Here is a 15864-nt window from a genome sequence, read left to right as displayed (position 1 = left end):
CAGCAGGGGGCAGGAGACAATCACGCGCCGTCCCCGTCCGTCGCGGTATCGAGCGGTGCGACGAGTTCCAGCGCTGCGCGCAGCGGTGTTGCGAGGTAATACGGCCGGTTCGCCCCTTCGTAGATGATTTCTTCAAACAACTTGTCCGCAAGGAACAGCGGCAGAAGTTCGCCGCCCGCGAGATGCGACCCGCCCGAGGTGTCGTCCCGTGCCATGCCGTAGGCGCGCAGGAAGCGCCGTTCGGCGAGAGAGCGCCAGTTGAGGCCGCGCGTCTCGATCTCTTCCAGATGCGTTGCACCGCGCTGACGCTGACGGTCCATGGCCGTGCGCGCGGCGTAGTCGAAAGACCGCAGCATGGTCGCGATGTCGCGCGAGGCCGGCGCTTTCTGCCGCCGCTCCTCGACCGGCCTGTCGGGCTCGCCCTCGAAGTCGATGATGTAAACGTCGTTTGCCGCGACGAGGATCTTGGCAAGGTGGTAGTCGTTGTGCAGCCGGAGTTTGTTGCCGCGCGCGATCGTCGGCACCAGCGTTTCGATGCGCCGGAGCATGGCTTCGCGCAAGGTCAGCAACTTCTCTGCGAGCTCGCGCGTTTCAGTATCCGTCGTGTCCGGGAGAGCCTCCAGAGACTCGAAAGCCTCGTTTGCCCGTGCGATCGCCCGCTGGAGCCAGTTGTCGAGATCCACCTGCGTGACCGGCTCCGGCACGAAAGCGGCGTCTTCCGGGTCGGCTGCGGCAAGCGCGCGGTGCAGCTCGCCCGTCCGCCGCCCTATTGTCTCGATCAAGGTCAGGGAATAGGGGAGGCCACGATCCTCTCCGTTGCCCGAGAGGGACTCGTCCTCCAATTCGCGGTCGAGCGCATCGACGACGACCGACCAGCCGTCGCCTTGGTTGCCCACATACTCGAAGGCAATGGCGAGCGCGGTGGGGGTGCCTGTCTCGTCGACGTGTTCCAGGGTTCCCAGCAGGGCGGGACTGTTGGTGAATCCGGCCCGTGACAGGAAGTGGCCCATCTCGATGCCGGGATCGATGCCCGAACGCAGGCGCCGCGCCATTTTCAGGAGGACTTCGTCGCCAAGCGTGCGCACCGTATGCGCGTGCTCGCCCGTCGCCACGCGGCGCACGTCGAGGGGTTTCGACATGTCCAGTTCACGGAGCTTCTCGGTCGCGCCAAACCGGAACGTGCCGCCGACCGCCGGCAACGTCGCATGGGTCCGCATCGCGTTGAGCAGCGCGCGGGGAAATCTGTCGCCATGGGCGGCGTCAAAGACGATGCCCGATTTGGCGCCCCGGCGGATCTTCCCGACCACGTAGGGCAGGAGCGGACTGTCCTGGCGCAGGACATCTTCGCCCCATGCCAGCTCGAGAGGAATGAGGTACCGCTGCATGTCCCCGCCCTGCAAGGCGACGCGTCCGAACAGGAGGAGGAAGCTCTCGTGCCCCTCTTGCGGGATCTCGCCGAGACGCTCCGGTGTCACATGGGTGATGCGGGCGTCTGCCGGACCGAACCAGCGCTGCCGCGCGATATAGGTCGGCAGTATCTCTTGAACGATGCGATCGGTCCGCGCGGCGTCGCGCCGCTGGCTTTCGACCAGCATCCAGCCTTTGCCGAGCACGAAGGTCTCAAGCTCCGGCAGAGACTCCGGCTCTTGCTCCGGATGCGAGGCGAGCTGCGCCGGATCGGCGAGCATGAACCAGTAGAAGCCGTAGGCCGGCAAGGTCAGCAGATAGGGCAGGGTGCCAATCGGCGGGAACGCGGACGCGCCGGTCAACTCCACGGGTACCTTGCCGCGTTGGCTTGCCAAGTCCAGTTCCACCGCTTGCGCCGACCGGGCGAGATTGAAGACGCACAGGATAACCTCGCCGTCGTGCTCCCGCAGATAGGCGAGAACCTTGCGGTTCGCCGGCCGCAGGAAGGTCATACTGCCATTGCCGAAGGCCCTATGGGTCTGCCGGACCGCGATCATGCGCTTGGTCCAGTTGAACAGGGAGCTCGCGTGGGTCTGCTGGGCCTCCACGTTCACGGTCTCGTAGCCGTAGATCGGGTCCATGATTGGCGGCAGGTAGAGGCGTTGCGGATCGGCGCGCGAGAAACCGCCATTGCGGTCGGCCGACCATTGCATCGGCGTGCGCACGCCGTCGCGGTCGCCGAGATAGAAATTGTCTCCCATGCCCAGCTCGTCGCCGTAATACAGAACCGGCGTGCCGGGCATGGACAGAAGCAGACCCGTGAGGAGCTCTATCTTGCGCCGGTCGTTGTCCAGCAGCGGGGCGAGCCGCCTGCGGATACCGAGATTGAGCCGGGCCCGCTGATCGGTCGCGTAGGTCTCCCACAGATAGTCGCGCTCGGAGTCGGTGACCATTTCGAGCGTGAGCTCGTCGTGATTGCGCAGGAAGATGGCCCATTGGCAATCGCCAGGGATCGGCGGGGTCTGGCTGATGATGTCGGTGATCGGGTAACGGTCCTCGCGCGCGAGCCCCATGAAGATGCGGGGCATGAGCGGGAAGTGAAACGCCATGTGGCATTCGTCGCCCTCGCCGAAATAGGGGCGCGTGTCCTCCGGCCACTGGTTGGCCTCCGCCAACAGCATGCGGTCCGGATAGCGTTCGTCGATCTCGGCGCGGAAACGCTTCAGGATCTCGTGCGTCTCGGGAAGGTTCTCGTTGTTGGTCCCGTCGCGCTCGATGAGATAGGGAACCGCATCGAGCCGCAGGCCGTCGACGCCCATGTCGAGCCAGAAGCGGAGGACCCGCAGGATGTCCGACAGCACGCGCGGGTTGTCGTAGTTGAGGTCGGGCTGGTGAGAGTAGAAGCGGTGCCAGAAATAGGCCTTGGCGACCGGATCCCAAGTCCAATTCGATTTTTCCGTATCCAGGAAGATGATCCGCGTGCCGGGAAACTTCTGGTCGGTGTCGCTCCAGACGTAATAGTCGCGCCAGACGGAGCCGGGCTTGGCTTTCCGCGCCCGCTGGAACCAGGGGTGCTGGTCGGAGGTATGGTTGACCACCAGCTCGGTGATGACCCGAATGCCGCGATCGTGCGCGGCCGCCACGAACTGGCGGAAGTCGCGCATGGTGCCGTAGGTCGGATTGATCGAGGTGTAGTCGGCGATGTCGTAGCCATCGTCGCGCAGCGGCGAAGGGTAGAACGGCAATAGCCAGACGGCGGTTACGCCAAGGTCTTGGAGATAATCGAGTTTCTTGACGAGACCGCTGAAATCTCCAACGCCGTCATTGTTCGCATCGAAGAACGCCTTGATGTGCAGTTCGTAGATGACGGCGTTTTTGTACCAGTGCCGGTCGTTGCGGTCGATCATGAGGCGTGGGCGATGTCGTGAGGGTTGGCGATATAGGATTCCAGAGCGCGACCTGGTGGGCCATCGTGCCGGTGAAAGTAAGAGGGTTCAACAGCCGGGACTAGAGCCAATTACGCGGCGCCCATCGGTCGTTTCGTCCCACCTGGACGAGCCTGTCGGAGCCGGGCGCGAACGGGGCGTGCTTCTTAGGCAGCGCCGGCCTCTTTGGGGAAGAGGTTCACCGGGTTTGTGTCGGACTCGGCGAAGGACTGGATGAAGCTGTCGCGCCAGTTGAACAAGTCATACGTCTCGATGCGCTGCCAGAGACGGTTGTGGCGGGCCCAGCGCTCCTGGCGGGGCATTGTCAGGGCCCGGTCCAGGGCACGCGCCGTCTCCTGAATATCGTGGGGGTTGATGAGCAGCGCTTCGCGCAGTTGCTCCGCCGCCCCCGCGAAACGTGACAGCACCAACACGCCCGGATCCTGAGCGGCCTGCGCGGCGATGTATTCCTTGGCGACCAGGTTCATACCGTCGTGGAGGGGTGTCACGAATCCCACGTCGCTCCGCCGGAACAGATGGACCAGGATGTGCTGCGCAACGCCGCGATGCATATAGATCACGGGCTGCCAGCTCAAATCGCCGAAGCGGCCGTTGATGCGCCCCACCAGCCGTTCGACGTTCTCGCGGATTTCCTGGTAGACGGGCAGCCCTTCGCGCGTCGGCGGGGCAATCTGCACCAGCCGGACCTTGCCGTGATGCTCGGGAAACTGCTCGAGCAGGACTTCGAAGGCCCGCAATCGTTCGGGTAGTCCCTTGGTGTAATCGAGGCGGTCCACGCCGATGATCGTCTTCATGTCACTGCCGACGTCGGGGAGCAGTGGACCCTTGGTGTCTTCTTCGTCGGCGAGTTTCTTGAAGTGTTCGACATCGATGCCGATGGGGAAGACGGACGCCAGTGTCGTCTCGCCTTGCGCGGTCACCCGGTCGCCCTGGAGTTGCTCGCCGTCCAGCGACGCGGTGACGTAGCGGCGGAAATTGTCCCGGTCCGACGTGGTCTGGAATCCCACCACGTCATAGACCATCAGCGCATTGCCGAGGCGCTTCTGACTGGGGACCGCCGCGAAGATTTCCGGAGAGGGAAACGGCGTGTGCAGAAAGAATCCGATGCGGGCTTCGCAGCCGCGTCCGCGCAATTCCTCCGCCAGGGGGATCAGGTGGTAGTCGTTGACCCAGATGATGTCGTCCGGCGTGATCAGAGGCATCAGCGCGTCCGCGAAGCGGGCGTTCACCTGGAAGTAGATCTCGCTCTGCTCTTCATTGGACTGGGCGAGATCGAGCCGGTAGTGCAGCGCGGGCCACAGGCAGCGATTGGCATAGCCGAAATAATAGCCCTCGGCCTCTTTGTCCGTGAGGTCGATGGTTGCGACAGTCAGTCCCGCAACATGCTCGACGTGAGGTGGCACCGAGAGGGCGTCGTCGCGCGTGTCGCCGCTCCAGCCGAACCAGAGTCCCTTGGAGGCCTTGAGCGCATCCCCAAGGGCGACAGCCAGGCCGCCGGTTTGGAACTTGGCTTTGAAATCGGCCACCCGGTTGGAGACAACGACAAGGCGGCGATTATTTTCCGTCTTCTCAGGCATCAGTTCTCGAATTCACCCTGATCGGCTCGGTGCACCATCGCGAATGGCTGTGTGGCCGAATCAAGCGTCGGTTGACTTGCGTGCGTCATATCGCTTGTGGATGACGCGGCCATGTCCCCCTGAAGATTGGCATTTGTCCGTTCAAAAACAATGCGTCAGCGGCGCTGCGCTTTGCAGCCGGGCATATGATCCTAAACCGGAATCGTCACAAAGGGTTCGGAACATATAGAATAATTTTCGCCCGTCCGGAGGGCCGAATGCGAGCCTACCAAAGTTTTTGCCGATTTTCCCGTCGGCTTCCAGTCCAACACTAAGCCGATGGAAATCAATGACCGATAATTTGCCGGATGTTCCGCGCGAGAGCGCCTTCTTCTTCGATTTTGACGGAACGCTGGTCGAAATTGCTCCGCGCCCGGAGTTGGTCGCCGTGGAGCCGAAGGTTCGCGAGGTGCTGGAGGGGCTTGCCGTGAAGTATGACGGCGCGGTCGCCATTGTCACCGGCCGCCCCCTCGAGGCCGTGGATGGCTTCCTGGCCCCGATCCAGCTTGCAACGGCGGCGGAACACGGGTCGATCCGGCGCGATGCGACCGGCGCCCTGCATGTCGACGAGGGGAACGCGGAGGCGGTCGAGGCGGCCTATGCCATCCTGCAGCCTTTCGTGGCGGCCAATGACGGCATGATTCTCGAGCGGAAGCGGTCGTCCATCGCCATCCACTACCGGCAGCGGCCAGACCTTGCCGGTCCGTGCGAAGATCTGGTCCACCAAGCGGTGGCGCAGAATCCCACTCTCGTCATCCTGCCGGGCAAGATGGTGTTCGAGCTGAAGCCGAAAGGGGTCGATAAGGGCGAGGCCGTGCGGGCCTTTCTCGAAGAGGCGCCGTTCCAGGGCCGGACGCCTGTCTTCATGGGCGACGACGTCACCGACGAGCACGCATTCGAGGTTGTGAACGCGCTGGGCGGGCTCTCCATCAAAGTCGACGACGGGCATACGATCGCCAATTACCGGACGGACCGTAAGGGTCTGTTCGCCTGGCTTTTTCAGCTCGTCGGCGCCCGTTAAGATCTCTGCCGTGCCGGCTGACTTACATCCCGCAGCCGCTATTCCTATATATAAGGTCGGTGTGTGAAGGGCCGGGGGGCTCTGCCTTCAGTCAGCTCCGGGTTGTCACAGGAGAGGTGTCATAGGACATGCTTGACGACGGACAGCGCGGTACCGCCCTCGTGGAGACCTACGACGGCGCCGCGCACGACAGTGGTGATGTGTCTCTCGATTCCCCTGCAAAGGAGGAGTCCTGGCTGTCGCGCGTCACGCGCCGCCGGGCTAATCCCGCCGCAGAGCGTAAGGACTCGACGAAGCTGCGCCCCATCAAGCAGAAGGTGGTAAAGCCGGGTCCTCTCGGCATGTTCCTGAAGCCCATCGGCATTGCGATCGGCCTGATCCTGATCGCCTATGCCGTGCTGTCCTTAGGGACCACGTTCTATCGCAGCTACTACCGTCATCTGGATCACACGGCGGCCGTTCATCCGGACGGGAGCCTGTTCGATATCTTCAAGCCGGCCAAGACCCTGCCGCCCGACGCGGTCGATCTCGTGGTCAAGGACGTCGACGGCAATTTGCACAAGCTGGTCGTGGGCCAGTCCGAAGCCGACAAATTCGTCAACGACACGATCCTGATGCTCGACGAGGAGCGCGCGCGGATCAAGCGGGCAGCGCACGAGGATCTGTCGCGCAGCTTCGACCTCGCCTTTCAGGACCGCGACGAGGCCATCGCGGCTTACGCAGACTGGTTCTTCGCGTGGAAGCGTTCCTACATCGTCTTGAAGGAGACGGTGGCGTCGGCGGCCAGCCGGTTTTTCGAGACCGGCAAGTACGAGTCGTTGAGCGAGGCGATCGAAGCCGATGTCGAGGAGTATTTCCTAGAGAATTACACGGACCAGGTGCTGAAGCCCGAGATGCGCGATCAAGTCATCACGAAGGGCGTGGAGCAGGCCGTGCGGCATGCGCACGACAGCTACCGTCGCGTGATCGCCAACACGGACATGCGGCTGCAGCTGTTCCTGGCGAAGAACACGAGCAACATGGAGGATATCCCGAAGACGACCTCCATGACGAACGTCAAGCTCGACTGGGATGCGCAGAAATGGAAAGCGCCGACCTATCTCATGGAAGACCGCGCCTATGACGGCGTCGTGGGCGTCGGTGCGGCGGCGGCGGGCGGCACGGTCGGCGCGCTGACGCTCGGCCGTGCGATCAACGCAATCGCGGCGCGCAGTTTCGGACAAATGTCGACGCGGATGGCGACGTCGCTTGCCACGCGTGCGGGCCCCGCGCTCCAGGGCGCGGCTGTCGGAACGGTTGTCGAGCCCGTGGGCGGCCAGGTGATCGGCGCGGCGCTCGGCGTCGCGATCGGCATCGCCATCGACTACTTCGTCAACGAGGCGAGCGAGGCAATCAACCGGGAGAGCTTCGTCGCCGCCAACGAAGAGGCGCTCGACGCAACGATCGCTGCATGGCAGTTGGGCCTCGACAAGAGCGTCGACGATGCCATCGATCGGTGGTTCGATGATGCGAGAGCGTCCGTTGTCCTCGCAAACAAGTAGGCGTAGCCCAGAAGCGTATGCGCTCGAGTCGGGTTCGGCGCGCCGCACGCGCGCGCCGTCCAGCTGGCTCACGGTGCAGCGGTCTCAGGCGGACAATGACCCGCTCGACATTCCGGACGTTGTGCGGGGGCCGTCACCGGCCGACGAAGCGGACGGTCTTGCGCGGCAAGAGCCCTGGTCGCTAACGGCGCAGTTGCGGCGGGCGGTCGAGCAAGTGGAGGTGCATGCCGAGCCCGAACATTTGTCCGAGGCCGAAAATGCGACCGTCTCCGAAAATGCCCCCGAGGCTGGAGCTGCTCCCGGACTCACACATAGGTTTGAAGACGTGCCCGAGTCCAAGTGCGGGGCCAAAGACACCAAGACAGAGAAGGATCACACGGCGATGGACCATAGCGCCAAAGCGATCGATCATCCGGCTGCGAGCCGGTCTTTGCGTGACGCCATCCGCAAGGCACGGCTGGAGGAAGCCGAACGGCTCGACGAGGCAGCCGACCAGCGCGACGGCGAGCTTGCGCGTCTTGATCTGCTGAACGCGGAGCTGGAAGCGGTCTTCGCCGAGATTCCCAATCATGACGACCGATTCAACCTGGCGCTGGTGCCGAGCCGTCCGGCGCGGCTCTGGATCGATCTGTTCACCTACGTCACGGTCGAAGAGGGCGCGAACGCCTATCTCTTCATGCGCAATAGCGAGAACGGGCGGCGCACGCTGTTCCGCTCGACCAATGTCGCCGAGACGGCGGACCGCATCACCGACTACGTTGCGGCTCAGATCGTGCAGCGGGAACGCCTGGAGGCGGGCTTGACCCATCCCGGCGGCCCGTCGCGGTTCGTGCCGGAGGAAGATCGGCCCCGCGTCAACACGCGCATGGTGATCATGAGCTTCATCGTCGGCCTGCTGACTGGCGCAGTGGGTCTGTTCGCCGCGGTTTGGCTCAGCGCGACCTGATCACCCGCTTTTCGGATTCCCGCACATCACCGTTACGCGTGGCGGCGCGGCCTGTCATCTCCACCCGCCAGCCGTTTCCGGCCCGCTCGATGGCGTATTCGTTATAGCGGGCGGCGGGGATCCGGCCATCGACGGCTTCCGATGCGGACGGCGCTCCCACGACGATCGCCGGGCCGCTGACGGTTTCGCATTCGATGAGGCTCTGTTCGTGGTTGTGTCCGTGCAGGACGAGCTCTGCGCCATGATCCCGCAAAACATCCCGGACTTCGGCCGCGTCGCGCAAGCCGCGCCGCCAGCCCGCCTGACCCGGCAAAGGCGGGTGGTGGATCAGTACAACTCGGAACAGCCCGTCGCGCCCCAGCCTGTCGAGTATCTCGGCCAAGGCGCGGCGTTGCTCTCCGCCCAGCCGTCCGGCGGCAAGGAATGGCGCGGTCGATATGGCGGACGATAGGCCGATGAGGGCGATATCGCCGAAGCGGCGCACGAAGGGAAACTCGCCAGGGACCTGCTCGTAGAGCGTTTGGCCCGATTCGTTCCCTTGCATGAAGGGTCGCCAATGGGCCGTGGCCTTGTCGGGATTGATCCGCACATAGGCATCGTGATTGCCCGGAATGACCGTGACGTCGTCGGGGGAGCCGAGATTGCGCAGCCAGTCCGCCGTGAGCGGGAATTCCTGAGGCAGTCCGAGATTGGTGAGGTCGCCGGTGACGGCGATGTGGTCGGGGCCGCGCTCTTTCAGATCGTTCGTAAGCAGGTCCAGGATATCGCGCCGGTGCACGAACTTCCGTCCGCGATGCCAGTTCACGTAGCCAAGCAGGCGCTTGGACAAGAGCTGGCGACTCTTCACCTTCGGCAACGGGCCGAGATGAATGTCGGACATATGGGCGAGAGTGAACACGTGCGCAGTCTGAACCTTTTCGATTTCCACGGGGCCGAGATCCTAGCCCGGTGAAATCATTCCGTGAACAACGGCCCTACAGGGACCTTGAGCCGGTTGCCGACCCAGGCTGTAACCCTCGAGTTTCGTGCCACCTGGCCCTTGGCAAACCGACTGCCATACAATGGTAATAGTGTTGCCTTGCAACTTGTCATCGCATGATGGAAATTACGAGTCACTCGGGCTCGATGTCACGCAATCGCGTTCCTTAGTCTGCGGCGACTTCGCTGACGAAAATCCTACCGCGCTGAGCGGAGGCATGGGGGGACGCTTGTGACTAACATTTCAAAGATTTTCGCTTGGGCGATGCTGACAATTGCAGCCGGTGCCATGTTCGTGCCGGACAGAGCCCACGCGGTCGAGTGCTCGAACGGCGGTGCAGGGCCCAATCCGGCAGGCGACGACACCGGCGACGCAACCGCCACGGCGTGCGGAAATGGCGCCAGCGCGGCCGGCAACTCCGCCTCGGCCTATGGTAGCGGCAGTTCCGCGGGCAATTACGGCGCGGCCTTTGGCGTGAACAGCGCGGCGACCGGCAACAACAGTTCCGCCTTTGGCCTGGGAAGTTCGGCGTCCGGCCAAAGTGGCGCGGCCTTTGGTAGCGGTTCCAACGCGAGCGCCACGGACAGTGCAGCCTTAGGCCCCGGCGCCACCGCGACCGGCATCTTCAGCGCGGCCGTCGCTACCGGCAGCCTTGCAAGCGGCGAAGCCAGCGTGGCGGTTGGGAGGAACAGCCGGGCCAGCCAGACCAATGCTGCCGCTTTCGGCGCTGGCGCGCGAGCGACGGCGACGAATGCCGTGGCGATCGGGTCCAGTTCCGTGGCCGACGTCGCCAACACCGTGTCGGTGGAGTCGTCCACCAATCAGCGGCGCATCGTCAATGTCGATGAAGGGACACTATCGGCAACGAGCACCGACGCGGTGAATGGCAGCCAGCTCTATCAAACGAATCAGCTGGTCGCGAGCATCGCGGACTCTAGCCAGTATTTTAAGGTGGACGCCGCGACCGGATCGATCTCTGTCGGAATCAATCCTCAGTCGAGCGGCAGCAACGCTATCGCCATGGGTACGAATTCTGTGGCCACTGGCGCGAACAGCACAGCGATTGGGCCCAATAGCAGCGCGACTTACAAGAATTCGGCCGCCTTCGGTAATAAAGCCAAGGCGACACGTGCCAACCAGCAGGTATTTGGAACATCATCCAACACCTACACGATGCCGGGCCTCACGTCTCGGCGCAGCAAGTTGGCGCAGGGCAGCCCAACTCACATTGTCACATCGAATGCGAATGGGGACCTTGCGGCGTACACGCCTGCGGCTTTGGGTCTTGCTTCGACTTCCGACATAGTGGGACTGCAGTCGGAAATCGACAAACTGGGCCGGCGTGACAGGGCCCTTACCGAGGGGCTCGCATCCGTGGCCTCGCTCGCGCAGCCGATCCTTCTACCGGGGCAGACCTTTGCCATGCGTGCGGGCTGGGGTGGCTACGACGACGCGAGCGCCGTCAGTCTTACGGCCGCGGGACTGCTAGCAAGGGATTTACTGCATTCAGGCTCTGGTACACTGATTGCGGATGCGGGCATCGGCGTCGGCACAAACGAAGGCGAGGTCGCCGGACGCGCTGGTGTGACGTTCGGCTGGTAGTCAACTCTTCTCACCGCTTGCCGGAGCTTCCGTGTGCTGGCCATCACCTTTCGGGCCCCGCAGGCAGGCTGAGGCGGGGCGGATCCTTTTCTTTGAGGGGGCTGTCCCGTCGGATCGTGGAAGACCATGGCAAAATTGGGAGATAGAGAAGTGCCTGTCTTTTGTGGTGGGTATCTGCCTTCTTCTATTCTCAGCTGAACTGGCTCTCGCCCAAAGCGAGGTTGAGATTCAGGTCGCGCGGCAGGCGGTTGCCATGCCCAGCGCCGAAAAAATTGTGATCTTGGTGCGGAACAGTCTCATCACGCTCAATGGGGCGTTGCGGACGGGCAATTACACCGTATTGCGCGATATCGGCGCCCCCGGCTTCCGCGAGGCAAACAGCGCGGCAAGGCTCTCGCAAATATTTTCAAACCTCCTCACGCAAGAGGTCGACCTCTCCGCTGTGGCCGTAGTCGCGCCGCAGCTAACGCAGCAGCCCGTGCTAGACCAAGAGAAGGGCATGCTACACCTCAAGGGCTATTTTCCCGGGGAGCCTATGCAGATCAATTTCGAGCTGCTCTATCAGGCTGTGAATGGGCAATGGCGTCTGTTTGGGATTTCGGTGCAACCGGGACCGTCGCAAGATGCTGCGGAAGCGTCTCGCGCGAACCCGGATACGCGGTAATACGACGTTCGGAGCACGACACCGGAGACTTTCTGTTGAGAGACAAGAGCGGACCACGCAGCAATTTTCTGTCCCGGATCGCGACGGCCGCCATCCGGCCTGTCTGGCGCATGCGCCGGGGCATGACGCTCGGGTCCCAGGGAGTCGTGATCGACGAGGAGGACCGCGTTCTCCTCGTACGCCACAGCTATCGGGCCGGCTGGTTCTTTCCGGGCGGCGGGGTGGAGTGGGGCGAGACGCTGGAAGAGGCCCTGGCGCGCGAGCTCGAAGAGGAGGTCGGCGTCGCACTGACCGGTCCTGCGGCGTTGTTTGCCATGTACTCCAACAGCGCGAACTTCGCCGGCGACCACATCGCGCTCTATCTGGTGCGCCAGTGGACGCGCGAGGGAGACTACCGGCAGAGGGGGGAGATCGCGCAAACGGGCATGTTTGCCATGGACGATCTGCCCGAGCCCCTGGATCCGGGCACGAGCCGCCGCCTTGCGGAGATATTCAAGGGCGTGCCTGTCAGCCCTAAATGGTCCGGCTAGACGCGGCGTGCGCTATTCGTCGCCCGTCATCAGTTTCTTGGTGATCTTGGCGACGTGGTGACCCTGGAAGCTCGCCAGGTTCAATTCCTTCTGCGAGGGCGTGCGGGATCCGTCCGGGGCGGAGATTGTGCTCGCGCCGTACGGAGACCCTCCCCGAACCTCGCTGATGTCCGTCAGGTCAGGCGCGGAATAGGGAAGCCCCACAATCACCATGCCGTGGTGAATGAGGGTGTTGTACACGGACGTGATCGTCGTTTCGTTGCCGCCGCCGGTGGAGGTGGACGTGAAGACGCTGCCCACCTTGCCAATCAGCGCCCCGGACGCCCAGAGCGGTCCGGTCTGGTCGAGGAAGTAACGCATCTGCGACGTCATGTTGCCGAAGCGGGTGGGCGTTCCGATGATGATGCCGTCGTAGTCGGCAAGTTCTCCGGGGTCCGCAATCGGAGCCGGTTGCTCGACCTTCATGCCGGCGGCGGACATCACGTCGTCCGGCATCAGCTCGGGCACGCGTTTAACCGTGACCCGGATATCCTCCACCGCGCGAACACCGTGCGCCATTGCGTAGGCAAGCGTCTCCACGTGCCCATAGGAGGAATGATAGAGAACGAGCAGCTTCGCCTTATCTGCCATGAATAACCCCGCTGAACCATCAGGGCGAGCCTCGGCGCCCCGGCATTGCCAGAACCGAAGTCTAGCAATTCCAACACTATTATGTGAGGCGATAACACATAGTGAACTTGGAGCGCCTCGTAAACGTGCCCTTATGCTCAGGCCCTCAATGGGCGCTGGACCTGGGGCGCCGGTCCATGATATTGGCAGCGCCCATGATCTGGACGACCGACAGCATAAAGTCACTTCAGCGACGACGAGCACGCGCCCGCTTTCCGCGGAACGCCTGATCCTCGCCGCCGCCTCGTCCGCACCCACAAACAATCCGTTGGTCACGTTTGGCGCCCGGTAGGGAGTTTCCCTTCGCCTCTTTCCTTTGGTGCCGACCTGATGATGACCTTTGAGATTTGCCCTGAAACACCCGCCGACATCCCGGCGATCAACGCTCTTTCCGCGACCGCCTTCGGGCCGGGCCGCTTCGCGCGCAGCGCCTATCGCGTGCGTGAGGGCGTCGCGCCGGTGTCCGAGCTCAGCCTGACGGCCAGGCACGATGGCCGGATCGTCGGCGGCGTCCGGTTCACGGCCATCCGTGTCGGCGAGCAAGACGGCGGGCTGCTGCTCGGCCCTCTCGTTGTCGACCCGAGCTTGGCCGGGAAGGGCTGCGGCAAGGCGCTTCTGGAGGAAGGGCTGAAGCGGTCGCGTGCGGCGGGATTCGGGTTTGTGCTGCTGGTCGGGGACATGCCCTATTATGGCCGCTTCGGATTCAAGCCATCCGCATACGGTGCGATCACGCTGCCGGGGCCGGTCGATCCGGCGCGGCTGCTGGGCGTCGAGCTTGTCGAGGGCGCGTTGGAAGGCGTGGCGGGCCAGGTTCGCGCGTACGCGGCTTAATCGCCCGCGCCGTCTCTAGCGGCCTTCGCGGTACCAGGCGGCGGCCAAGAGGCCGAGCAGGAGGGCCAGCGCGAGGAACCCGCTGAACAGCGGGAACAGTCGTACGCCCTTGACGTGGTAGGCGTCCCGCTTGTGCAGGCCGAGCCAATCGGCGCCGTGCATCACACGGCCGCTGCGGATCATGGCGAGGCGCGGCAAGGATTCTTCGGCGCCTTCTTCGCGGCCCATCCAGAACGCGCCGCCGCCCGTGCCTTCGAGCACCGGTGCGAGAGGCTCGGTCGAGGCCGTCACGGCCGCGAATTCGCGCGTGTTGGCCTTGCCGACCGTGGCGAGGCTCGCAAGTTCACCGGATGCGACGCGATAGACACCGTGTTCGTCGACTTGAATCACCTTGCGCCAGATGCCGCGCTCGCCTTTGTCGAGGGTCACGGTCATCTCTTCGCCGGACGGCGTGGTCACGACGACCGGATCGATCTCGTCTTCGATGGACCGGCGCTCGATGATGAGGCTTTGACCCTTGGAGGAGGCCCGGAGCGTCTCCTGCTCGAGTTCCGGCTCCTTCATCAGCCAGTGCGCAAGCCGCCGCAGCAGATCCGAATAGGGTCCGCCGCCGTCATAGCCGCGCGCCCAGAGCCAAGCCTGGTCGGACAGGAGCACAGCGACGCGGCCCTTGCCGCGCTCGCCGATCACCAGAAGCGGACGGTCGTCGGCGCCCGTCATGAGGACTTCCGCATCGCGCGGCGAGACGTCGACCACGCGAAACCAGCGGCCCCAGGTCGGCGCGGTGCCGTCCTCGCCGCCACCGCGCGCGCCGGCCAGGTCGCCGGTGACCGGGTGTTTGGCGCCGAGTTCCGACAGGGCCGGACGGTAGGGCCGTTCGACCACGCGTCCGGACGGGGCTGCGGGCAGAATCGATCCGAGCGGCGTGCGATAGAGACTCAAGGGCGAAGCGTAGTCGTCGCCAGAGGAAACAAGTACCGCGCCGCCGCGCTCCACGTACCGGGCGACGTTCTCAAGATAGAGCAGCGGCAGCACGCCGCGCCGCTGATAGCGGTCGAAGATGATGAGATCGAACTGATCGAGCTTCTCCTGGAACAGCTCACGCGTCGGGAAGGCGATCAGCGAGAGCTGGTTGATCGGCGTGCCGTCTTGTTTTTCCGGCGGACGCAGGATCGTGAAATGCACGAGATCCACGGACGCGTCGGACTTCAACATGTTGCGCCAGGTGCGCTCGCCGGCATGGGGTTCGCCGGAGACAAGCAGCACGCGGAGGTTTTCGCGCACGCCCTCGATGGGCAGCAGGACGCGGTTGTTGATCTCGGTCAGTTCGCCTTCGGCGCCGTCGACCTTGATCTCCACGATATTGGGACCGGCATGCGTGATGTCGACCGGGATCTCGACCGGGGCGCCGATGCGCACGATCTCCTTTTCGGGCTCTTTGCCCTGCTGAGTGATCGTCAGCGTGGTGATGTCGTCCTCGCGGGGCTTGGACTCGCTCACCCTGACCTCGACGGTCTGCGTGCTGCCGACGATGCCGAACCGGGGCGCCGCGATGACCTCGAGACGGCGGTCGAACTCGTCGTCCTTGCCGGTGAGAAGCGCGTGCACGGGCGCATCGAACCCGAGCGCGGCGACCTTCTCTGGCACGTCGTGAACCTGACCGTCGGTAATCATGATGACGCCGGCCAGCCGGTCTGGCGGCACGTCCGCCAGGGCCTGGCCAAGATCGGTGAATAGCATCGTCCCGTCTCGGTCGGGTTCGTCGGTGGACGAACCGGAGCGCACGACGCGGGTCTCGAGATCCGGCACTTCCTTGAGCCGTTCTTCAAGCGCGTTGCGAAGCTCGGCGGTACGGGCCGTGCGGCCGGCCAGTGTCTGGCTCTGGCTGTCGTCCACCACCACGGTGACGATATCGTTCAGCGGCTCGCGGTCCTCACGCTTTAAGTGCGGGTTGGCGAGCGCCATCAGCAATGCGGCGAAGGTGAGAAGCCGGAGCACGGCTCCGCGCCGCGCGCGCCAGAACAGGAGCGCCAACAGCACGGCGCCAATGCCGGCGACGATCCACAGGGCCGGCCACGGCACGAAGGGGACGAACGTGATGGACCAGTTCAT

At 63.9% G+C, this 15864-nt stretch carries 12 protein-coding genes; 7 read left to right on the top strand and 5 right to left on the bottom strand.

Annotated features, from left to right (window positions below; all coding sequences use genetic code 11):
• Positions 1-20: 20 nt before the first annotated feature.
• Together treS and GL4_RS13330 are read right to left on the bottom strand one after the other, a co-directional pair.
• Positions 21-3314 carry a maltose alpha-D-glucosyltransferase gene (gene treS / locus GL4_RS13335; RefSeq protein ID WP_045368230.1) on the bottom strand — a complete coding sequence of 1098 codons (3294 nt, stop codon included), beginning with the start codon at positions 3312-3314 and terminating at the stop codon, positions 21-23.
• 185 nt (positions 3315-3499) lie between these two features.
• Positions 3500-4930, bottom strand: a complete 1431-nt coding sequence (locus GL4_RS13330) for an alpha,alpha-trehalose-phosphate synthase (UDP-forming) (RefSeq protein ID WP_045368229.1) — start codon at positions 4928-4930, stop codon at positions 3500-3502.
• Positions 4931-5258: 328 nt separating this feature from the next.
• On the opposite strand from GL4_RS13330, the gene otsB reads away from it, so the two are divergent.
• From otsB to GL4_RS16900, 3 genes are all read left to right on the top strand, one after another.
• Complete coding sequence (gene otsB / locus GL4_RS13325; protein WP_045368227.1) at positions 5259-5990, top strand: trehalose-phosphatase; 732 nt, start codon at positions 5259-5261, stop codon at positions 5988-5990.
• Positions 5991-6118: 128 nt separating this feature from the next.
• On the top strand, positions 6119-7531 hold the full coding sequence (locus GL4_RS13320) for a hypothetical protein (protein ID WP_045368226.1): 1413 nt from the start codon (positions 6119-6121) through the stop codon (positions 7529-7531).
• Positions 7473-8477 (top strand): hypothetical protein, encoded by a 1005-nt coding sequence (locus GL4_RS16900; RefSeq protein WP_156137603.1) that lies wholly within the window; start codon positions 7473-7475, stop codon positions 8475-8477. Before GL4_RS13320 ends, GL4_RS16900 begins: the two co-directional genes overlap by 59 nt.
• On the opposite strand, the gene GL4_RS13310 is transcribed toward GL4_RS16900, so the two are convergent.
• Positions 8464-9405: a metallophosphoesterase family protein gene (locus tag GL4_RS13310; RefSeq protein WP_244462622.1), complete on the bottom strand. Its 942-nt coding sequence runs from the start codon at positions 9403-9405 to the stop codon at positions 8464-8466. The genes GL4_RS16900 and GL4_RS13310 overlap by 14 nt on opposite strands.
• A gap of 315 nt (positions 9406-9720) precedes the next feature.
• Between GL4_RS13310 and GL4_RS16895 the strand changes: the two genes are divergently transcribed.
• From GL4_RS16895 to GL4_RS13295, 3 genes are all read left to right on the top strand, one after another.
• Positions 9721-11058, top strand: coding sequence for a hypothetical protein (locus tag GL4_RS16895; protein ID WP_052464526.1), 1338 nt, complete (start codon positions 9721-9723; stop codon positions 11056-11058).
• A 253-nt stretch (positions 11059-11311) separates the two neighbouring features.
• Entirely contained in the window at positions 11312-11722 is a 411-nt protein-coding gene (locus tag GL4_RS13300) for a hypothetical protein (RefSeq protein WP_156137601.1), read from the top strand.
• 35 nt (positions 11723-11757) lie between these two features.
• Positions 11758-12252, top strand: a complete 495-nt coding sequence (locus GL4_RS13295; RefSeq protein ID WP_244462621.1) for an NUDIX domain-containing protein — start codon at positions 11758-11760, stop codon at positions 12250-12252.
• Between the two features lie 12 nt (positions 12253-12264).
• Here GL4_RS13295 and wrbA read toward each other — a convergent pair whose 3' ends face one another.
• Positions 12265-12882: an NAD(P)H:quinone oxidoreductase gene (wrbA, locus tag GL4_RS13290; protein WP_045368225.1), complete on the bottom strand. Its 618-nt coding sequence runs from the start codon at positions 12880-12882 to the stop codon at positions 12265-12267.
• A gap of 369 nt (positions 12883-13251) precedes the next feature.
• On the opposite strand from wrbA, the gene GL4_RS13285 reads away from it, so the two are divergent.
• Entirely contained in the window at positions 13252-13752 is a 501-nt protein-coding gene (locus GL4_RS13285) for a GNAT family N-acetyltransferase (RefSeq protein WP_156137600.1), read from the top strand.
• Between the two features lie 15 nt (positions 13753-13767).
• Here GL4_RS13285 and GL4_RS13280 read toward each other — a convergent pair whose 3' ends face one another.
• A complete protein-coding gene (locus GL4_RS13280; protein ID WP_045368223.1) occupies positions 13768-15864 on the bottom strand; it encodes a membrane protein in 2097 nt (698 codons plus the stop codon).

Origin of the sequence: Methyloceanibacter caenitepidi (assembly GCF_000828475.1) — a bacterium.
Taxonomy (GTDB): Bacteria; Pseudomonadota; Alphaproteobacteria; order Rhizobiales; family Methyloligellaceae; genus Methyloceanibacter; species Methyloceanibacter caenitepidi.
Note: the sequence above shows the minus strand (reverse complement) of the source record. Positions and strands in the feature narration are given on the sequence as shown.